Raw genomic sequence first — 20056 nt, 5'->3', positions numbered from 1 at the left:
CCCATCAATATAATGGTGGATTAACACCAAATGAATCAGAACGACAGTTCTGGTTTCCTCATAAAACCGTGGCCAATTTTACTTGACCACTACAATAAGACCCATGGCAACCCCTCAAGCGACAACCCCATTTGTTGGCTTGTGACCACGATAATCAATACAACAATCAAAGTGAGTGTCGAAACGATGTCTTTGGGATCGCGATGACTTCGGTAATAACTCCAACAGAGAAGTGACCAAGTAAACAGTAAGAAGCCACTAGGAGAGCTCATGAGCGCTCCTGCTAAAGTTACGATGCCAAAGCTGAGAAGTGAGAGTATTACCAGCAATTTCACCATCATGTTGAACGGGGGCTTAGATGGCATCAGAGTTAGAAAAATCACAACGAATATTGGCGCGATAAAGGGAGTAGGCGCACCTGAATACTGTAAGTAAAACAGTAAAAGAATCGGAGTGAAAACCAATCTAATGATTGGATTTGCTGAACTATGAAACATAAGTCCAGATACTCAACACTCTCATCCAGAAAGAGGCCAGCCACTCTCCAAAGGTGCTTTGCTCAGTTAAAAAAGCGACCGTTGCTTTCGAACCATAACGTACGTTTTCGGGAATATCTCCGCCTTCAAAAACAATATTTACAGGATAGCGCTGTGCATTTAAGGAGTTATTGTCTGCAACCAAAAAGCCAGTTGTCGGATCGACGTCGTTACTGCCACCAGTACCCCAACCAATGCTTTCTACTCGCCCTTCAAACACTCTGCCAGGTAAAGCATCCAACACAATCTTTGTTTTTTGTCCCGCACGAACATGCTCGAGTGAGTTTTCGCGAACAAGCGCTGATACCCACACGCCTCTCGGATCAATGAAAGTGACAAGAGGTGAGCCAGTCGTCGCTTTTTGCCCAACAGTGAGTTGTAAGTTAGAAACGATCCCCTTTGATGGAGCAATCACTTTCGTTCGTTGTAAGTCGAGTTGCGCTTTTTCAAGATTTGCTATAGCTGCGAGAATCTGGGGATTATCTTGCCCTTCGGGGCCAAGATTATGCTTGGCTTGAGCTAAGGACGCTTCTGCTGCCTCTAATGTGGCTTGAGCTCGTGCTTTGGCTTCGATGGCGTTGTCTAGCTCAGATTTACTCAATACCCCTTTTGCGGCGAGCTCGGTTACGCGAGCTGCTTGTTCTCTTGCGTTGTCACGAGCTGCGAGTGATTCAATGACCTTAGCTTGTGCCACTTCAACAGCCGCTGTGTTGGCTCCAATGTTTTGGCCAGCAATGGCTAAGTTTGCTTCGGCTGAACGCAGATTAATTTGATAATCTCTTGGATCAATTTCGAAAAGCACATCACCAGCATTAACGACTTGATTATTACGAACATGGATTTCAGTTAGGTTCCCCGAAACCTCTGGAGTGATACGGACAAGATAAGAATGAATCCGAGCGGTGCCAGTGATTGGTGTTACTCGATCAGCCCACAAGCTATATAGCCAAACCACAAAAACGAGGCCAATAATAATAAAGCTTAACTTTCTGGAAGATGATTCCGCTTTAGACATCCAATTCTCTCTTGTTACAATACGTTAGGTAAGCAATGTTACAACATGTGACATAAACAATGCTTCCAAAAAATCAACTATTTGTCGATAAGGTCATGGGATCGTTCCGAAGGTGCCATTTAGAGAGGCTGAAGCATGCTAAACGAACTTTCCAATCACGTTGGCTAACGTCGCCAATAAAAAAGGGGCGATACTTCGCCCCTCAGATCGTCCATCAGGTTTTTGATTTGTGATTATATCTTTGAGCTGTAGAGAGAAATCAACTTAGACTTTCTGTTACAACTGGCTTGTTATTGCGCTTAGCAATCCAGTACGCAACGCTACCCCAAAGCACGGTCAATGCCCAAAGTGCCGTCCAATGTTGTGCGACTTGTTGCCAGGTTGCCCCCATTTGGTTTAGCGCTAAGAAAGCTTTGATCGCCCAAGTACTTGGGCTTAAATCAGCAATCCTTAGTAGGGGAGCAGGAATAGCTTCAACTGGCCAAATAAAGCCAGCCAAGAAAATGAGCGGCATAGAGCTCACGAGGACGACTAAGGTGACCAGTTCACGCCTAGGTAGTAAGTAACCTAGCCAGAAGCCTAGTCCGCAACAACCTAAAAAGAACGGGAACAACATGGTCAGTAGTTCGCCCGCGTTGGCGATATGGTTTACGCTTAAACGTTCGAAGCTAAAACCAAAATAATAGGCGCCGAGTAAATAATAAATTGCCACAAATACTAACGTTCTCACAAGCAGCAGCGCTCCCGTTGATACTTGAGACCAGTAGCCACGACCATGACGCTGTGTTCCCGTTTGTAATCCAACCGCCATGATCAACGTTTGTTGTAAAATCAGAACAAATACTGCTGGCACTACGTATTCGATGTAACCCATGGTTGGGTTGAACGTCGGTTTCATATTAAGCTTAATAGCAGAGTAATTATGGCTAGCCATACTCATGGGCACACCACCTATCACCATTTTACTGACTTTCACTTGGGCCTCTAATGTGCTTCCCGCTTGGGCCAATCCCTCTACCACGGTTCCGTACACGAGAAAATACGAGGCGTCCGCAGCGTAGGCTAGAGTCGGGCTTTTACCTAACATGAGGTCTTTGTAAAAGTGTTCTGGTATGACTAAAAAACCGGTGATCTCTCGTTGTAAAAATGCTTGTTTTGCATCGGCAATCGTATGAAGTCGAGTAACTACGTTGACTTGTGGAGTGGCATCAACCATACGTTCCAGCTTTAAACTCGTCTGACTACCATCTAAATTAACAATCGCGATTGGTTGTTCACGAGGCGTTTGTTGTGCATAAGGCAAAGGGTATAAAAACGAGTAAAATACGACACCACCAAACACGGTCAACGTAACGACTGGATTGGTTAGAACGGCCTTCAGTTCCGCTTTAATCAGTTGCCACAATGTCATACCGCCTCCTTCGCTTGGCGTGTTGATGAAGCTGTTCGATGTTTACCCATCAAGGCTGCGGTAATGAGCAAGGGCACAACGTAGCCAACCATAGGCCATAGCGAGCTTAAAGATTGTGCGGCCGATGCTCCATAGCTTGCTTGACTCACTTGCACTTCAATGTAATGGGTAATCGGCAATAATGAACGCCATGCATAAGCGAGCGTGTTCATGTCAGAAACTGGGAATGTAATTCCCATGAACGCGAAACTTGGAGCCGTAAACGCGCCAGCAAAACTCATCGCACGTGCAGGATCCATCGACAAGAAGAAGAACAACGCCCCCATAATGATACAGGCGATAACCGTCGCCAATTGTGCTAATAGCATAACCAAAAAACTGCCTTCCATTGGCCAATCAAGCACGGAATAAAACCAGTATAAGAACAATGCACCTTGCGCCATAAAGACCGGAATGTACTGACTTAATAGGGAAGTGAGCTTGGCGTATGGCTTTTCGCCCAAAAACGCAAAGCCATTCTTTCCACCATAAATGCGAAAGTGCGCGGTAAGAATCAAAATAGTGCTTACTACAATACATATTTGCCAAATGGCTGGCACGATAGCCGTTACCAAAAATTGTGCGTAGTTATTGTTACGGTTAAATAATGCGGTTATTTGTGTTGACACGGGTACAGCCTGTCCAGCCGCTGCTAAAGTTGTGGTGTTACCCTTAGCCAAGTTGCTCATTACTTCAACCTGAGCATCGAAATAGCCTTGTGCTTGCGCAACGGCAGAGTTGATCAATTTCGCTACCAAAATGTACTGACTGTTGTAAAAGACAGAGAGTTGAGGTTGGCGGTGCTGGAGAATATCTTGATCGAACTTAGATGGGATGACCGCGTAAGCGTAGATATCGCCTTCAATCATCGCATTTTTTGCTTCGCTTGCACTGGTGTAGTGATAATTAACAGCCAGACTCGACGACGCATCCAAAGATTGAATGAGCTTTCGAGAAAGTTGGGAATGTTGTAGATCAACCACACCGATTGGCAGATCCCGGGCAATGCCCGCAGAGAACACTCCCCAAATCATCATTGCGAGCAAAATCGGTATCCAAGTAAGGCACGAAAGCAACCACTTATCTCGTCGTAAGATATGCCGCTGTGAAATCTTAATCGTCATAGCATTAACCTAGTGGTTGTGATTAAAGTTCAACGACAACACTCATTCCCATACGCAGTTCAGGTTCGGGTTGAACTGGACGAGCTTCTACTTCAAAGGTACGAAGATCAAAACCTTGAGAAGCATCGGTTGCTCTCCACGTTGCAAAGTCACCCATAACGGCAACATGCGTTACTTTGAACTCAACATTTTTATTTAAGGCAGGCAAATAGGCATCAAAGGTTGCTCCTTTATTAAAGTGTTGAAGGTAATCTTCACGCACATTAAGTGTCGCCCAGGCATCTTCTGTATCTATCACGGTAACAACCGGGAAGCCCTGAGGTGCTAATTCACCACTTTGAAGTAGAACTTGAGAGACTTCGCCGTCAAACCAGCTGTAGATCTGAGTATCTTTCGCATACGCTTCTACTTCGGCTACGGCACCTGATGCCATGCGCGCTTTTTCCGCCGCAGCCACTTTGGTTTCACTTCTAGCGCCTTCTTTTGCCATTTCATACATTTGAAACGCAGCACTTTCTGTGTATTTCGCTGCTTGCCATTGAGTTAAAGCTTCATCGCGTTTTTGTTCTGCAACCACGCCATCGTTATAAAGGTTATTCACACGATTGTAGGTTTTTTCCATTAAATTCGCAGCGGCTTTGGCTTTCATCCACTGATCTTTTGCTGCTTGGATTTGTTGCTCACGTGCGCCTTTCTCAGCTTCTTGAGCTAAGGCGTCCGCCGCTTTTTCACCTGCTTTTGCTTGTTCTAACTTCGCTTCAATTTCAGGACTATGAAGGGTAAAAATAAGCTGACCTTTCTCTACATCGTCGCCTTTACGTACCATGACCTCATCAATACGCCCTGGAACTTTTGAGGAAATACTGTATTGCTGGGCTTCAATTAATCCCTGTAAGCGGATCGGTTCCGGTTGATAGGCTTGGTAAAATTGATACCCAACCCAAGAGGCAACACCCAAAGCACAAAGTGAGAGTAAAACGGGTTTTAGTGATTTAGCTGCCATGATTTATTTCACCTCTTTGGATGTTGAAGCAGGGATATAAGCGGTATTTTGATATTGTTCGAAGCTGTTCATTTCACTGCTCAATGCGAGTAGCTTGGTTAAAGATATTAAATAGCGGAAACGCGCCGCTGAACGTTGTGTTTCTATACTAGCGACATAAAGTTGTGCATCCACAACATCCAGAGAAGACGACAGACCCTGAGTAAATGCCTTCTCACGTAAACGCAGGTTTTCGTTAGCAAGTTCAATGCTAGATTCGAGCCCTTGTACTTCATCAATGGCTTGCTGAGCCTCCAAGTATGTCTTTTGTACTAGCAGCGATAAATCTTGTTTGGCTTGGGATTTTAATGAGTCGACCTGTGAGACGACACTTTGAGCTGCTTTGACTTTTTCGCTTCGCCCTGTTGATTCAATCAGTGGAATGCTGACACCGACACCAACTAACCAGTCAGGCTTCATTTGGCTTGCGAGAGAGTCGTCTTCATACAAGCTGTAGTCTCCGTAAAGGTAAACTTCAGGATAGTATTTCCCTTTTTCTGCTTTGATTAAGCTAGAGGCTTGTTTGTGTTTAGCGCTCAGAAGGTCTAACCCCGGATAGGTAAGCAACGTTTGATCGACAAAAGCGGTAAGAGGGGGAAGACTGTCGTTGATAAACAAAGATTCAGCGGGCTCTACGGCATCATCTTGTGCGAGTAATTTACCTAATGCGGCCTGAGCGATACTCAAATCGCTAGCGGCTTTACGTGTTTCTACTGATGCTTTATCTAGAGAAGCCTCGGCTTGCAGGCGCTCAACGTGTGCGATTTGTCCTTGCTCTTCAAGCTTAATGGCAAAATCTCGATGCTTTTTTAGTCCAGCTTCAACCGCTTGCCGCGTTGCGAGTACTTCCTTTGCCAGCACGACAGAAAAGTAGTACTTCGACAAATCTTCAAAGCGCGCTTGTTGTTCCATTAGAAGCTGGCTTTTAGCCTCATCTGTTTTGCCTTCTGCTGCTGATTGAGCCGCAGAAATACGACCACCAGTAAAAATTGGCCAAATGGCACGAATAGACGAAGAGAAAATATCGCGTTCGGTTATGGTCGAAGTAGTATTAGCTAAGGCACCAAAAATAGGTTGAAAAGCAGGAGGTACGTTAATGTGTGTTCCTGTACTGTCTAGGATCTGTTTTCCCGACAGCGTGATATCGGTATCTAAACGCGTGTAATTCGCGCCAATGGTAACCTGAGGTAAGTTGAGATTGCTGGTGGCACTCTCTTGGTATTGGTAATTCTCGACGTTTGAGCGTTGAGCTTTAAGAGAATAGTTGTTTTCTAGCAATAGCTGCCATGCGGTATCAAAAGTGATCGGTGCCGCATGACAGGCAAGGGAAATCGAGCTGCTAAGTAAGCCCAGTATCCAAAACTTTCCTGTTTTTTTCATAATGGCTGCTTTGTCGTAGAGTATAAGCTCTAATATAAAGGATTCGTAACTTGGTGTTAAGTAGGAGGGGAAATTGGGTAGTAGTATGCGCCCAGTTATGTTTGTGCTGGGCGCGGGAGATGTTACAAGTTTATTTCGTATATGGACAGTGAAACTCCGCTCTCCACTCAAGCTGACGAGAACCTCGCATCGTATTCAATAGGTCTTTTCCACTCATTTGAGGGAACGATAACAGGACCTTGAGATCAGAAGTACCGCCTCCGTTTTTTTCATAAGCCCTGACGTGTGTAAACGTTGAATACATATTCTCTGACAGCATGGCCTTATTCAGGCATATTCCAAAGGTATCGCGTTCCATGTTTGGTGTTCCTTCTAACTATAAATGCACCTCTGTTTATAGTTTTCCAGTTTTCAGATGGTGTCTAAGTGTTTGTCATATAGTCAGTATTTGTGTTTTGTTTTATTTGTGTCCAAATCACTGACATCAATGTTGAGCTTTTAATAGACTTCCAGCTTCACTGCTTTCTAACCGAAACTCTCAATGGTTTCGTTGATTAAAAATTATACGTTGGAAAGTCTAAAAACGCCTCAAAAACCGCTAAAATCGATGTGATCACGATCATGTTTTAAAGGGCAATTTATGTATGGAATTGAGTATCAGAGAGGAATGCTAAATTTGGTGAATGGTTGTAATTTTATGTTTCAGCTCGTCGATTAATTAACCGTAAACTCTGCGGTTTGCTTGCCTTCCTCACAGATTTATCACCGCAACAAAGCCATGCTGTTAACTGAGTGTTAACGTAATCGCTTGGGAGTGAATCATAAGGATGTATCAATGAGTTGGAAAACGATCAGCTTTCGTAAGCGAATGCTCATTATTATGACGCTGTCGGGGTTGATAGAACTTCTATTACTTGTCGCTGCAGGATTCACTTATCTCAAAATCAATCAAGAGCAAGAAATGGGAGAAAAAGCACTGGGTGTTGCCCGTTTTTTAGCAGACTCCGCCGTTGTTCGCGAAATGGTCGCAACCCAAAATCCTCAGCCATACCAACTCCGTTTCCGAGAATTAACCGAAGCCATCGGTGCTGCATTCATCGTTATTGGCGACCATAAGGGAGTGCGCTTAATTCACCCCGTTGATGAGCGGTTGGGTAAACCAATGAGAGGTGGTGACAATCGTCGAGCGCTAGAGCAGGGATTGTCTTATATTTCGACGGCACAGGGCTCGTTAGGTTATTCAGTTCGTGGTAAAGCTGCGATTTTTGACGAGCAAGGGAACATCATTGGTGTGGTTTCGGTTGGCTATTTGCTCGACCGGCTGCAAGACCGCATCGAACCATTTTTGGCCTTTTTGATTTTAATGGTCATCGTAGTTGTTGTCGCTAATGCCATTGTATCCAATTATGCGTCGAGAAAGTTTCAGCGCGCCATTTTGGGGTTCGAGCCTGAAGAGATAGGGCGGTTGTACGGCGAATTAGAAGTGACGATGAGTACCATTAAAGAAGGCGTGTTAAGTATTGATGCCCAAGGGATACTTCGCTCGATCAATCGTAGCGCCTGTCAGATTCTCGGTATTGATAGAGAGGCAGCTCTTAATAAACCGTTGACTGAGACGTTACGCGATAGTGACTTATATACGGTGCTAGAAACCGGACAGGAAGATCATGATATTGAGATATTCCTTAATCATAAACGTCTGATCGCAAACCGTTCGCCAATTTATGTGGATGGAAAAATAGTGGGGGCAGTATCGAGTTTCCGTTTAAGGGATGAAATCAATGACCTAACCGAGCAGTTATCACAAACCAAAGAATATGCAGATTTATTACGTTCGCAAACCCATGAGCATCGAAATAAGCTAAACACCATTAGCGGGTTAGTTCAGATGGGGGAGCTGGATGCCGTACAAAAGTTAATTGGGCAAGAAACCGCACACTATCAAGCGATGATCGAATTTTTAAGAGACACCGTTAAAGACCCGTTAATTGCAGGTATGTTGCTTGGAAAAACTGAACGTGCTCGCGAGTTAGGCTTACAGCTGGTGGTTGAAGAAGGCAGCCGTTTGGAGCCTCTGCCTGAGTGGCTAAATTCGGAAGACCTTGTCACCATTCTGGGCAACTTAATTGATAATGCTTTCGATGCAACGTTAACCTCGATTCGTGATGAATCGAATGTCGCATCGGAGCGCAGAAATATCGATGTGTCAGTGAGCGATTACGGAAATGAAGTGATACTTGAGGTGATAGATCAAGGCTGTGGTTTACCAAGCGATATAGAGCCGCAGGCGCTATTTAAAAAAGGGGTGTCGACGAAATCTCGTCAAAATCGGGGGGTAGGATTGCATCTTGTCAACCAGTTGGCTACTCGATATCACGGCCATGTTGAGATGATGCCCAACACAAATTATGGAACAAGAATAACGGTGTATTTACCCAAGGAAGAACAATTATGAGTATGGCGACTCGCGTAATGATCATTGAAGATGATCTGGCTATTGCTGAGCTGCACCACAAATACTTAAGCCAATTGGCAGGTTTGGAAGTGGTCGGCATTGCGACCACGAGAATGGAAGCGGAAATGCAACTCGATATTCTTAAGCCAGACCTCTTGTTGATGGATGTATACCTTCCTGATGGAACAGGGCTTGAGATACTCAATACATTACGTGCGAACAACCAAACGTGTGATGTCATTTTGATTACCGCGGCAAGGGATGTCGATACGCTACAACAGGCAATGAGAGGTGGCGTTGTCGATTACCTGTTAAAACCAGTGATGTTTCCACGCTTAGATGCCGCACTGAAAAAGTATGTGTCCCAACGCCAACAACTAGACATCGCAGAGAGTTTGGATCAGAACCTCGTTGATAAAATGCTGCAGTCTCACGCCAATCAAGACAACTTGCCGAACCGATTACCGAAAGGGATTGATGGTGTAACCTTGGATAAGATCAGAGAGTTGTTCCCAAATGGTAGTGTGCTGACCGCTGATGAGGCAGGCGAAAAGATTGGTGCGAGCCGAACAACGGCAAGGCGCTATTTGGAGTATCTGATCAGCACTGGTGAACTAGAGGCTGATTTAAACTATGGGTCGGTAGGTAGGCCGGAAAGGTGCTATAAAAAAGTGACGCGGTAGCGTTTATATTGATGCTCTATGCAAAATAAAAAGCGATGGCTTATTGTAGAAACCATCGCTTTACAAATTATTGCAAGAGACTAGAAGTTGTATTCTAACTTCGCTTCAATAGAGCGCTCAGCGCCAAACCAACAGTTATTTTTGTCGTAACAAGAATAATATTCTTTATCGAATAGATTGCTTGCAGAAAGGGTGACGCTAGCCCCTTTCATTGATTCAGATACTGTTGAGAAATCGTAACTTGCTGCAAAATCAAACAAGGTGTAGTCAGGCACTTTTTCGCTGTTTTGAGCATCAATTTGTGCTTCTCCGACATAGCGAACGCCAGCACTGGTACGAAGGCCTGAAAGATTTCCTTCAAAGAAGTAATTGGCCCATAAAGAGGCCGTTTGCTCAGGTACCCAAACTGGCGTTTTACCTTCTTGGTTGTAATAACTGTCCTCGGTAATCTCCATATCGGTATACGTGTAGCCTAGAGTGAAATCAGCTTGTGCTGTGGCTTGCCACTTTGCCTCTAGTTCAACACCCTGTGATACCACTTCGCCCGCTTGATAGTTCGGTGCATATGGATTATTCGGATCGGTCAAGATCGCGTTTTTCTTCGTAATATGGAAGAACGCTAAATTACCCGAAATATCGCCAGACAATGGCGCGTACTTAAAACCGAGTTCCCACTGATGCCCGGTTGATGGTTCAAACGCTTTGCCTGTGGCATCTGCACCCGCAATCGGCTCAAAACTCTCGGAGTAAGTAAGGTATGGGGATAGGCCGAAGTCGAGTTCATACAAACCGCCGACTCGGAAAGATACGTTGGTATCGTCTAACTCTTCCTTGCTGTTAGATATTGCTCCTAGGTAATCGCTCACGGCGTCTGTATTTGAATCGTATTTATCCCAACGAAGACCCGCAATCATTACAAGTTGGTTGTAACGAACTTGATCTTGCAAATAAACGCCAATCTGCTTCGTTTTGATATCTAAGTTTTGTTTGTATTGGAAATTCAGTGCATTACGATCAATGCTGTTGTGGTCAGGATTAAAAATGTCCTGAGTTAGCGAATACCCAAGCGTGTCTTTGTATTTTACATCTGAATCTAGATACTGATAATCAAGCCCGAACAATAAGTTATGTTCAAAATTTCCTGTTTTAACGTAGCCAGATAGTTGGTTGTCAATCACAAAGGATTTGGACTTTTCATCGGTTAAATAAGCATTTCGACCAACGGTACGGTTATCCGCTTCAAGTGCACCGTTATATGTGTTTTCCTGATAGGCATCGGCGGTCATGTAGCGGGCATTCTGTAGAAATTGCCAATTGTTGTTAAAGTCGTGTTGGACTTTGTAACCCATCATCAGAACTTCGCGTTCGTAAGTGTTCCAGTCCTCATCCCCCAAATAAGTGCTTGGTGACATCGAGCCAAGTGGGTTGTCAATCACTGAGCCAGACGCTGGCACGGTCGTGTAGATACCTGCTGATGGATCATTTTGATAGTAAACATTCACGTTGACTAAGGTGCTTTCTGTCGCTTGCCAATTGAAAGATGGAGCGAGGACATAACGTTCGTCTTCAGACGTATCGGCTTGACCATCTCGCTGTTTTACGAGGCCGATAATACGGTAATCAACATTAGAATCACCAATTTGTCCTGTGGTGTCGAACGTCAGTTTTTTTAGGCTGTTAGTCCCAGTACTAATCGAGACAGAGTGCGAAGGTGTTGACTGAGGCGCCTTGGCGATAATATTGACCATGCCTCCTGGTGGAATATTGCCGTAAAGAACAGACGTTGGCCCTTTAAAAACCTCGATTTGTTCAAGGGCAACGGAATCGACCTGAGGTTGAAGGTTCCAGCCGTTGTACAGCAAAGGAAGACCATCATAAAAGTTGGTGTAGTTAATAAAACCACGAATATTGAATAGGTCAAGTCGGGAAACGGCACCGCCACGCAGCTCTGTATTTACGCCAGGCGCGTAACGTAATGCTTCGCTCACCGAGTTTACGCCGCGCAGGTCCATGTCATCTTTAGTGATTACCGTGATCGCTTGCGGCGTTTCTTCCGGTTCTAAAACGGTTTTAGTTGCGGTGTTTCGGTATGTTTCGCCAAGTACTGTGATAGTTTCGTGCTGAGAAGTGCTCTCAGTGGCACTGGCGTGACCAGCAATAAGCGCGGATACCACGACTGCAACCGCAGAACGATGAAATCGATTCGGACTTTCCATATTTATTAATTCCACTACTTTTATTTGTTGATAATGATTGTTGTTTGCATTCTATAGCGAAAGAAATAGGAAAAGTTAACAATTTGGTGCAAAGCCAGAACCTAAGTGCTTAGGCTTCTATCTAATGGGAGTGGCTTCGTTCGGTTTGACAGGTATCCAGTAATGCATTTGGGCATTCTCGCTCTCAACATCATAGTCTTCTGGATAAACTTCTAACTCGTAGCCATCAATACCGTGATAATTGGAATAGGGGAGCCAGTGCAAAATGAACCACTCAAGCGTCGCCGCTAGATTTGATGCTTTACCTATGTGCGTAATCACTGCGTAGGTTTGCTTAGGAACAACCAGAAGATCTGGTTCTTGCGTAGAGACTTTGGATATTGAAGTTTTTGACGCTGAGTTGTACTCATAACCTGCCCAATACTCGAGTTGCTGGTTGCTTGAATACGCTTTTGTTACGTCAATCACACCAAGATAGTTTCTTTCCAGATGAGTATGGTTTTCTGATGAATAGAGCTGTGACCACAGCGAGGGCACCTTGGATTGGAAGTTGGGCGTTGCGGAAAACAATCCATAAATAGGTTCATGATAACCAGCAAGCACAAAAGCAGGTTTTGTTTCTATTCGAACTTCGATAAAGCACTTATGTCTATTTTCGTCTTCTGGTGTATCGCGCAATGTTAAAGGTTGCCTCAAGCCCGTTAGTTGCTGAGCTTTACGATAATCCCGAGGACTCTTTGAAAACATATTTTTGAACGCTCGACTAAATGCATGTTCAGACGCAAACCCCATTTCTATCGCAATATCTAACGAGCGATCTGATGTATGGATTAAGCGTTCAGCCGCAAGGCTTAGTTTTAGCTCTCTAATATAGTGAGCGACGGATACGCCAGTGTGTTGCTGGAAAACGCGTTGCAGTTGCCAACGTGACCAGCAGCTTGCTTTCGAGATTTCATCCACACTAAGTGCGATATCTAGATTGTTGTGAATGTAATCAAGCACAGAGTGTATTCGGTTTATCGGGTGCAGATTCTTTGTGCCTGGTTTCATGGCGTTCTACTTTCGCATTAATAGTATCCTCATTATCTTTAATTGAGTATCATTATCAATAGAGTGAGAGGATAAAATTCAGGCTACATAGATCACAATAAAATTGTAATGGATTGCAAGGGTGGGTAAGGATTGTCCATATTAGAGTTTTTGCTTAATTTTTGTCTTACGTTAGTGCAACTTTTTTTATCCATAAAATACAAATATTTATGATGTTTTGTGTAACTTATTTAAACGTTTGCACTGGCAAGTGTTGATGTAAATCAAATAGTCGTAGACAATACTGCACCGTGTCGGACTCTCCTCCAGCGAGTACAGTGTGTACTTTTGAGACATAAGTGACCTAAATGACCTTAATACGTCGTGTTTCCAACAGATTTGGGAGTGCTACTTCTTGAGGTTCTTTGGGCCTATAGACTTTACCTATCAACGTAATAGGTAAGACCAATTTTCTATTTTGAGGTGCCATTGATAGGGTTGGCTCATCCTTTAGCCGTATCCGGGCACACAATAAGTACCTCGTTTTTAAGGGAAAGATGATGGTAATACCAGAAAACAGCAGCATCGTTATTTTTGGTGCTTCAGGTGACCTTACATACCGTAAGCTCATTCCTGCTTTATACCACCTCTATGCGAACAAGCAGCTTCCAGAAAATTTTGCCATTCTGGGTGTAAGTCGCACTGAATACAGTGATGAGTCTTACCGCGCGAAGCTGAAAAAATCGCTTCAGGAAATGGAAAAGACTGAGCCAGAAACGCTTGATGCATTTATTAACCATCTGCACTACCAAGCTATCAATACTTCTGACACACAAGATTACAGTAAGCTATCTTCTCGTTTAGACCAACTTGCTGACGAATATCGTTTCGATCAGCGCAATACGCTTTTCTACTTAGCAACCCCACCAAGTTTATACAGTGTGATTCCTGCAAGTCTTGCAGCACACGGCCTAAACAAAGAAGAAGATGGTTGGAAACGCCTGATTATTGAGAAACCATTCGGTTATGACCTTGAATCAGCGCGTATTCTGGATAAAGAAATTCACGAGCACTTCCAAGAGCATCAAATTTACCGAATTGACCATTACTTAGGTAAAGAGACGGTACAAAACCTTCTTGTACTTCGTTTTTCAAACGCGATGTTTGAGCCGCTTTGGAACCGTAACTTCATTGATTATGTTGAAATCACGGGAGCAGAATTCCTCGGCGTAGAGGAGCGTGGTGGTTACTACGACAACTCGGGTGCCGTGCGCGATATGTTCCAAAACCACCTGCTACAAGTATTGGCGATGGTGGGTATGGAGCCACCTGCACAGATCAATGCAGATTCGATGCGTGATGAAGTCGTTAAAGTACTCCAGTGTTTAAAACCTTTGGACGAAAACGCTCTGCGTAACGATCTAGTATTAGGTCAATACACCGCTTCTGAAGTTCGTGGACAAAGTCTACGTGGCTACCGTGAAGAGCCGGGGGTTGCAGATGATTCTCGTACCGAAACGTACATCGGTTTGAAAGCATACATTAACAACTGGCGTTGGAATGGCGTGCCATTCTACGTGCGTACTGGTAAGCGTCTTCCAACACGCGTGACTGAAGTGGTTATCCACTTTAAACAAACACCGCACCCAGTGTTTGGTCAAAACGCACCAGAAAACAAGCTGATCATTCGCATTCAGCCAGACGAAGGCATTCAAATGAGCTTTGGCTTGAAAGAGCCAGGCGCAGGTTTTGAAGCGAAAGAAGTGAAAATGAACTTCCATTACGCTGACCTACAAGAAACGCAAATGCTAACTGCGTATGAGCGTCTTCTACTTGATGCTTTGAATGGTGATGCTACGCTATTTGCACGTAGTGATGCGGTGGAAGCGTGTTGGCAGTACGTACAGCCAATTTTAGATTTTAAACAAGATCCACAATCCCTCTTCGGGTACGCATGCGGCACATGGGGTCCTAAAGAGTCAGACGACCTGCTACAGCGTGATGGTCGCGCTTGGCGCTTCCCATGTAAAAACTTAACAGATACGGATTACTGTGAACTATGATCAACCATAAGATCTACCAAACAGCAGAGCAGGTAGTTGAAAGCCTAGCTAACGACATGAAAGCGTTCAGCGAAATGGGCCGACCTGTTCACATCTCTCTTTCTGGCGGCAGCACTCCTAAAATGCTGTTCAAACTGTTGGCTTCAGAGGCTTACGCAACCTCTATTCAGTGGCAAAACCTCCACTTCTGGTGGGGTGACGAACGTTGTGTCGCACCTGACGATGCGGAAAGCAACTACGGAGAAGCGAACGCGCTACTGTTTAGCCAAGTAAACATTCCAACAGAAAACATCCACCGTATTCGCGGTGAAGATGACCCTAAAGTGGAAGCGGAACGCTTTGCGAAAGAGATGTCAGAGGTGATTCCGACTGAAAACGGAACCCCTGTGTTTGACTGGATCTTATTAGGTGTTGGTGCAGATGGTCACACAGCTTCTCTGTTCCCTGGCCAAACGAATTATGATGATGCGAACCTAGCTCTTGTGGCGTCTCATCCTGAGTCGGGCCAGCTTCGTGTGTCAAAAACGGCACGCGTTTTAGAAGCAGCAAAACGCATCAGTTACTTAGTGCTTGGTGCAGGAAAAGCGGACATCGTTGAAGAGATCAACAGTTCACCTGCACACGCACTGCCATACCCAGCGGCTAAGATTCAAGCGAAATCTGGTCTGACGGAATGGTATTTAGATTTGGACGCAGCAGCAAAAATTGCTTAAACGCTGCTCGTCAATGAAACAAAATTGGAGAGAAACAATGAAAGGTGATATCGGTGTAATTGGCCTAGCGGTAATGGGTCAAAACCTTATCCTAAACATGAACGATCACGGTTTTAAAGTGGTCGCTCACAACCGTACTGCTGCTAAAGTAGACGAGTTCCTGGAAGGTCCAGCGAAAGGCACGAACATCATCGGTGCATACTCTCTAGAAGAACTAGTAGAGAAGCTAGAAACGCCACGTAAAGTGATGCTAATGGTTCGCGCAGGTGATGTGGTAGACAAATTCATCGACGCGCTAGTCCCTCTACTAGATAAGGGCGACATCATCATCGACGGTGGTAACACAAACTACCCAGATACAAACCGTCGTGTTGCTGCATTACGCGAAAAAGGCATCCACTTCATCGGTACTGGCGTATCTGGTGGTGAAGAAGGTGCACGTTTTGGCCCATCTATCATGCCTGGCGGCGCTCCAGAAGCTTGGGAAGCGGTTAAGCCAATTTTCCAAGGTATCTCTGCAAAAACTGATGCAGGTGAGCCTTGTTGTGACTGGGTTGGTAACGACGGTGCGGGCCACTTCGTTAAGATGGTACACAATGGCATCGAATACGGCGACATGCAGCTGATCACAGAAGCTTACCAGTTCATGAAAGACGGTCTTGGTATGTCTGCAGACGAGATGCAAGCGGTATTCGCTGAGTGGAACAACACTGAGCTAAACAGCTACCTTGTTGAAATTACGGCTGACATCCTTGGCTACAAAGACGAAGACGGTGAGCCTCTAGTTGAGAAAATCCTAGACACTGCTGGCCAAAAAGGTACAGGTAAATGGACGGGTATCAACGCTCTAGACCTAGGTATTCCTCTAACGCTAATCTCTGAGTCCGTATTCTCTCGTTGCCTATCTGCACTAAAAGATCAACGTGTTGAAGCTGAGAAACTGTTCGGCAAGACAATCACGCCAGTAGAAGGTGACAAGCAAGAGTGGGTTGACGCACTACGTCAAGCGCTTCTAGCGTCTAAGATCATCTCTTACGCTCAAGGCTTTATGCTAATGCGCGAAGCATCAAACGAGAATGGCTGGGACCTAAACTACGGTAACGTTGCTCTTATGTGGCGTGGTGGTTGTATCATCCGTTCTGCGTTCCTAGGCAACATCCGTGATGCATACGAAGCGGATCCAGAACTAGCATTCCTAGGCTCTGATGATTACTTCAAAGGTATCCTACAAAGCAGCCTAGTAGCATGGCGTAAAGTAGCAGCTAAGTCTCTAGAAGCAGGTATCCCAATGCCATGTACGACTTCTGCACTAACGTTCCTAGACGGTTACACAACAGCTCGTCTACCTGCGAACCTACTGCAAGCTCAACGTGACTACTTCGGTGCTCACACTTACGAGCGTATCGACCGTGAGCGTGGTGAATTCTTCCACACGAACTGGACTGGTACAGGCGGCGACACAGCGTCTACAACTTACGACGTGTAATCCGCAGTCAGTAAACGGATAAAAGCAAAAGGGTGCCAAATTGGCATCCTTTTTTGTGTCTGGCTTTATGAAACTCAAAGAGCGCCTAGGCGCTCTTTTCTGTGGTCGTTTTCTTGTTTTGATAAAACCTGTCTTTGAGGTAGAGAATTGCGCTGACCACAAGAGCCACTACAGAAACAGTGAATAGGGCATACATGCTGAGAATCCATGCGAATGTAGCCGTCAAAAACGCAATGAAGGAAAACATTCTGCTGAAAGACATCACATGGCCAAGTTTGCTACTTTTCATAAACGCCTCCCAAAGCGGAGTGGGGATAGACAAGTGTGGCCATATACCACACTTTGATTGTCTGTTCTTTTTGGGCGTTTCACACAAAAAAGCGGCTAAAGATTTCTCAAAAAAGGTGAAATATTGAACTGGTAGACAAATCCATAAACGGCTTTACAAATATATGAATGCATTTGTCTATCACTTCAAAGTTTTTGCTGTGCGGATTAAGGCCTTTTAACGCTATTATTGCAGCCTTCAAGTTTACTAGGCGTAATTTCAAGTCAATAATTCCGGGAAGCTCATCCTCATTATCAGTCACGATGAAAATCACTTTTCTTTGTTTAACAGTACTTTATTGAATATGTGTGATTGCATCAGGTTTGAGAATGAAACTAAGGTTGCAAGAAAGGCGAAAAAGAGTGCTAGGTAAGCCTTTGAACTACGCCTATAATTAGCGCCCACATGGAGGATGTTTAATAAATGAACATCCTCTATTTTTTGAAATCAGCAACAAGGATCCAGTAAAACGTGTTTTTCTGGTGTTGTTTACGTTGACCAAGAAGGTGATTAACACAACAAATTGAGGTTCTAAGATGATTCTTAACAAGTACTTTGTTTTCATTCCGGCAGAATTGGATCAGGAAATACACAAGGACAACCAAGTGATCTCTGAGAAGGAAACTCAACGTCAGGCATTAGTAAAACAGGCGCAACAACAAGGCGGCCTGTAAGCTAGGTTTCAAATAGAAAGAGCACCGAAAAGGTGCTCTTTTTGTATCTGAGGTTATGGATTAACCCAATATGCCGAGGCTTTTCAGCTTTCTATAAATCGTATTTCGACTGACGCCAAGCATACGAGATGTTTTGCTTATGTTCCCCTGATTGGCTTGATATGTTTTGAGCAGTTTGTCTTCGACGGTTGCACGCAGTTCTAACGTGGGTTCGGCAGCGGTTGTTACGTCTTGAGCTTGGCTGAGTTTCTTACTCAAGTGAGTCGGTACGTGAGCGAGCTCCAACGTTTCTTCACCTTGCGCCATTAATGCGGATACTTTGATTAAACTATCGAGTTCACGCAAGTTTCCTGGCCAAGAGTAAGAAAGCAGCAGAGAAAGTAGGTGAGGGCAAAATTGTTGTTCAGATTCAGCATGACGTCGATGGATATTTGCGATCAGTTGTTGCTTATCATCTCGTTCTTCAAAGCGAGGCAATTCGATGATCAAACCATTGAGGCGATAGTATAAATCTTGACGGAACAATCCTTCGCTAACCAAGTTCTCGAGATCTTTGTGCGTGGCCGCGATGATTTGCGTATCGACTTGAACACTTTGGTTTGAACCAACGGGAAGGACGGTTTTATCTTGCAATACATGCAGCAAGCGGCTTTGAGCTTCCAAGGGTAAATCTGCGATTTCATCCAGAAACAAAATCCCCTTGTGCGCTTGGCGAATTTTTCCCTGATAGCCTTTGCTGTTTGCGCCAGTAAATGCACCAGCTACGTAGCCAAACAATTCGGACTCAACCAAATCTTTCGGTAGTGCGCCACAGTTGACGGAAACCAACGGCCCCGTTTTTCTCTGACTGTTTTTATGTAGTGCTTTCACAAACTCATTTTTACCAACCCCAGTTTCTCCGAGAATCAGTAAGCTGATGTCTTTATCGATAACGCGATTGGCTTGTTGCCAGCAATGTTCGACAGTAGAATCGCCGTAATGCAGATCATTCGAAGCGGTAACGGAACGAGACTTCACTTTTTTGTCGGTCAACGGCTTTGTTTTGAACACGAAAGGATGGTCGGCATTTTGGATAGAAAGAATGTCGTCGAGCGATTGCCCGATGACGTTTTGTTGCGCGAGGAGCTGAGAAGCAACTTGGTTGTGCGCGAGAATCTGTCCATCTTCATTAGCGATGATAATGCCTTGCCATCCACTGTTTAGTAAGCCTTTTTCACACGCCAAATCCACACGAATATGCCCTTGTGGAATCAAGTTAAGCAATTGATTTTCAACTTGCTGAACCATGTTCTGTACCAGCACTTGCGTTGAGAAATCATGTTTCTTTTGTTCGCTGGTGATATCTAGCACGCCAATCAAATGACCAAGATGATCGAAAATAGGATTGGCCGAGCAGCTAATAAAACGATGATGTTGGATGAAGTGTTGATCGCCGATGACTGAGACCGGTTTTGCTTCAACTATCGCAGTCCCAATCGCGTTGGTGCCTTTGACCTTTTCTTGCCAGCACGCACCAGAGCTTAGCGCAATTTCGGTCAACTTCTCGCGGAACTTAGGTTGTCCCCAACTGCCGATGATGACGCCGTCGGCATCCGTCAGAATTAAGCGGCTGTCACTATGAGCAAAAAGCTGATTAAACAGCGGGAGAGCAAACTGGGTGACGGTTTCCAATAAGAAGTTGAGTTGGTGACGCCTATCTTGAAGTGTCGCTGGTGTCACTCGAATATCTTCAGGGCGTCGACGCTGTTTTAAACCCGCCTGTTCACTTCGGATCCATGAAGTTGAAAGCCAATTGTTATCGCTAATGTGTTGAAGTTCCATGACTGTACCATTTTGTCACAGTGAGGGTGTGCCATTTTGGA

At 44.7% G+C, this 20056-nt stretch carries 17 protein-coding genes; 6 read left to right on the top strand and 11 right to left on the bottom strand.

What is annotated here, in order from left to right; genetic code table 11:
• Positions 1-89: 89 nt before the first annotated feature.
• From B7360_RS21465 to B7360_RS21435, 7 genes are all read right to left on the bottom strand, one after another.
• Positions 90-497, bottom strand: coding sequence for a DUF2955 domain-containing protein (locus B7360_RS21465; protein WP_254048145.1), 408 nt, complete (start codon positions 495-497; stop codon positions 90-92).
• On the bottom strand, positions 487-1551 hold the full coding sequence (locus tag B7360_RS21460) for an HlyD family secretion protein (protein WP_046875202.1): 1065 nt from the start codon (positions 1549-1551) through the stop codon (positions 487-489). The genes B7360_RS21465 and B7360_RS21460 overlap by 11 nt, the downstream gene beginning before the upstream one ends.
• Before the next feature lie 259 nt (positions 1552-1810).
• The gene (locus tag B7360_RS21455; protein WP_085344570.1) at positions 1811-2962 is read right to left on the bottom strand and encodes an ABC transporter permease; all 1152 of its coding nucleotides are present in this window, start codon (positions 2960-2962) and stop codon (positions 1811-1813) included.
• Complete coding sequence (locus B7360_RS21450) at positions 2959-4125, bottom strand: ABC transporter permease (RefSeq protein ID WP_031780620.1); 1167 nt, start codon at positions 4123-4125, stop codon at positions 2959-2961. Before B7360_RS21450 ends, B7360_RS21455 begins: the two co-directional genes overlap by 4 nt.
• Positions 4126-4147: 22 nt before the next feature.
• Positions 4148-5128 carry an HlyD family secretion protein gene (locus B7360_RS21445; RefSeq protein WP_085344569.1) on the bottom strand — a complete coding sequence of 327 codons (981 nt, stop codon included), beginning with the start codon at positions 5126-5128 and terminating at the stop codon, positions 4148-4150.
• Between the two features lie 3 nt (positions 5129-5131).
• Positions 5132-6547, bottom strand: a complete 1416-nt coding sequence (locus B7360_RS21440) for a TolC family protein (protein WP_046874906.1) — start codon at positions 6545-6547, stop codon at positions 5132-5134.
• Positions 6548-6677: 130 nt separating this feature from the next.
• Positions 6678-6905 carry a hypothetical protein gene (locus tag B7360_RS21435; protein ID WP_005377125.1) on the bottom strand — a complete coding sequence of 76 codons (228 nt, stop codon included), beginning with the start codon at positions 6903-6905 and terminating at the stop codon, positions 6678-6680.
• Between the two features lie 477 nt (positions 6906-7382).
• On the opposite strand from B7360_RS21435, the gene B7360_RS21430 reads away from it, so the two are divergent.
• Positions 7383-9002, top strand: a complete 1620-nt coding sequence (locus tag B7360_RS21430) for a sensor histidine kinase (RefSeq protein WP_005397361.1) — start codon at positions 7383-7385, stop codon at positions 9000-9002.
• Positions 8999-9685 carry a response regulator gene (locus B7360_RS21425; RefSeq protein ID WP_005397363.1) on the top strand — a complete coding sequence of 229 codons (687 nt, stop codon included), beginning with the start codon at positions 8999-9001 and terminating at the stop codon, positions 9683-9685. The genes B7360_RS21430 and B7360_RS21425 overlap by 4 nt, the downstream gene beginning before the upstream one ends.
• An 80-nt stretch (positions 9686-9765) precedes the next feature.
• On the opposite strand, the gene B7360_RS21420 is transcribed toward B7360_RS21425, so the two are convergent.
• Positions 9766-11901 carry a TonB-dependent siderophore receptor gene (locus B7360_RS21420; RefSeq protein WP_085344568.1) on the bottom strand — a complete coding sequence of 712 codons (2136 nt, stop codon included), beginning with the start codon at positions 11899-11901 and terminating at the stop codon, positions 9766-9768.
• Positions 11902-12018: 117 nt separating this feature from the next.
• Entirely contained in the window at positions 12019-12951 is a 933-nt protein-coding gene (locus B7360_RS21415; RefSeq protein ID WP_085344567.1) for an AraC family transcriptional regulator, read from the bottom strand.
• A 539-nt stretch (positions 12952-13490) separates the two neighbouring features.
• On the opposite strand from B7360_RS21415, the gene zwf reads away from it, so the two are divergent.
• The 3 genes from zwf to gnd are packed head-to-tail and all read left to right on the top strand — an operon-like array spanning position 13491 to position 17192.
• On the top strand, positions 13491-14993 hold the full coding sequence (zwf, locus tag B7360_RS21410) for a glucose-6-phosphate dehydrogenase (RefSeq protein WP_005397367.1): 1503 nt from the start codon (positions 13491-13493) through the stop codon (positions 14991-14993).
• Positions 14990-15706: a 6-phosphogluconolactonase gene (gene pgl / locus B7360_RS21405; RefSeq protein WP_085344566.1), complete on the top strand. Its 717-nt coding sequence runs from the start codon at positions 14990-14992 to the stop codon at positions 15704-15706. Before zwf ends, pgl begins: the two co-directional genes overlap by 4 nt.
• Before the next feature lie 37 nt (positions 15707-15743).
• Positions 15744-17192 (top strand): decarboxylating NADP(+)-dependent phosphogluconate dehydrogenase, encoded by a 1449-nt coding sequence (gene gnd / locus B7360_RS21400; protein WP_085344565.1) that lies wholly within the window; start codon positions 15744-15746, stop codon positions 17190-17192.
• Between the two features lie 85 nt (positions 17193-17277).
• Here the strand turns inward: gnd and B7360_RS21395 are convergent, their stop codons facing one another.
• Positions 17278-17481 (bottom strand): hypothetical protein, encoded by a 204-nt coding sequence (locus B7360_RS21395; RefSeq protein WP_005397371.1) that lies wholly within the window; start codon positions 17479-17481, stop codon positions 17278-17280.
• Positions 17482-18056: 575 nt separating this feature from the next.
• Here B7360_RS21395 and B7360_RS25060 point away from each other — a divergent pair.
• The gene (locus B7360_RS25060; protein WP_012841759.1) at positions 18057-18194 is read left to right on the top strand and encodes a hypothetical protein; all 138 of its coding nucleotides are present in this window, start codon (positions 18057-18059) and stop codon (positions 18192-18194) included.
• 60 nt (positions 18195-18254) lie between these two features.
• On the opposite strand, the gene B7360_RS21385 is transcribed toward B7360_RS25060, so the two are convergent.
• Positions 18255-20015 (bottom strand): sigma-54-dependent Fis family transcriptional regulator, encoded by a 1761-nt coding sequence (locus B7360_RS21385; protein WP_085344563.1) that lies wholly within the window; start codon positions 20013-20015, stop codon positions 18255-18257.
• Positions 20016-20056: the final 41 nt, after the last annotated feature.

Source organism: Vibrio sp. ArtGut-C1, assembly GCF_002105475.1.
Taxonomy (GTDB): Bacteria; Pseudomonadota; Gammaproteobacteria; order Enterobacterales; family Vibrionaceae; genus Vibrio; species Vibrio diabolicus.
Note: the sequence above shows the minus strand (reverse complement) of the source record. Positions and strands in the feature narration are given on the sequence as shown.

What these genes read in the sequence shown, in the direction of transcription:
- B7360_RS21430 (WP_005397361.1), top strand. Translation starts at nt 7,383, where the DNA reads ATGAGTTGGAAAACGATCAGCTTTCGTAAGCGAATGCTCATTATTATG.
- B7360_RS21385 (WP_085344563.1), bottom strand. Translation starts at nt 20,015, where the DNA reads ATGGAACTTCAACACATTAGCGATAACAATTGGCTTTCAACTTCATGG.
- B7360_RS21425 (WP_005397363.1), top strand. Translation starts at nt 8,999, where the DNA reads ATGAGTATGGCGACTCGCGTAATGATCATTGAAGATGATCTGGCTATT.
- zwf (WP_005397367.1), top strand. Translation starts at nt 13,491, where the DNA reads ATGGTAATACCAGAAAACAGCAGCATCGTTATTTTTGGTGCTTCAGGT.
- B7360_RS21450 (WP_031780620.1), bottom strand. Translation starts at nt 4,125, where the DNA reads ATGACGATTAAGATTTCACAGCGGCATATCTTACGACGAGATAAGTGG.
- B7360_RS25060 (WP_012841759.1), top strand. Translation starts at nt 18,057, where the DNA reads ATGATTCTTAACAAGTACTTTGTTTTCATTCCGGCAGAATTGGATCAG.
- pgl (WP_085344566.1), top strand. Translation starts at nt 14,990, where the DNA reads ATGATCAACCATAAGATCTACCAAACAGCAGAGCAGGTAGTTGAAAGC.
- B7360_RS21440 (WP_046874906.1), bottom strand. Translation starts at nt 6,547, where the DNA reads ATGAAAAAAACAGGAAAGTTTTGGATACTGGGCTTACTTAGCAGCTCG.
- B7360_RS21435 (WP_005377125.1), bottom strand. Translation starts at nt 6,905, where the DNA reads ATGGAACGCGATACCTTTGGAATATGCCTGAATAAGGCCATGCTGTCA.
- gnd (WP_085344565.1), top strand. Translation starts at nt 15,744, where the DNA reads ATGAAAGGTGATATCGGTGTAATTGGCCTAGCGGTAATGGGTCAAAAC.
- B7360_RS21465 (WP_254048145.1), bottom strand. Translation starts at nt 497, where the DNA reads ATGTTTCATAGTTCAGCAAATCCAATCATTAGATTGGTTTTCACTCCG.
- B7360_RS21455 (WP_085344570.1), bottom strand. Translation starts at nt 2,962, where the DNA reads ATGACATTGTGGCAACTGATTAAAGCGGAACTGAAGGCCGTTCTAACC.
- B7360_RS21420 (WP_085344568.1), bottom strand. Translation starts at nt 11,901, where the DNA reads ATGGAAAGTCCGAATCGATTTCATCGTTCTGCGGTTGCAGTCGTGGTA.
- B7360_RS21445 (WP_085344569.1), bottom strand. Translation starts at nt 5,128, where the DNA reads ATGGCAGCTAAATCACTAAAACCCGTTTTACTCTCACTTTGTGCTTTG.
- B7360_RS21395 (WP_005397371.1), bottom strand. Translation starts at nt 17,481, where the DNA reads ATGAAAAGTAGCAAACTTGGCCATGTGATGTCTTTCAGCAGAATGTTT.
- B7360_RS21415 (WP_085344567.1), bottom strand. Translation starts at nt 12,951, where the DNA reads ATGAAACCAGGCACAAAGAATCTGCACCCGATAAACCGAATACACTCT.
- B7360_RS21460 (WP_046875202.1), bottom strand. Translation starts at nt 1,551, where the DNA reads ATGTCTAAAGCGGAATCATCTTCCAGAAAGTTAAGCTTTATTATTATT.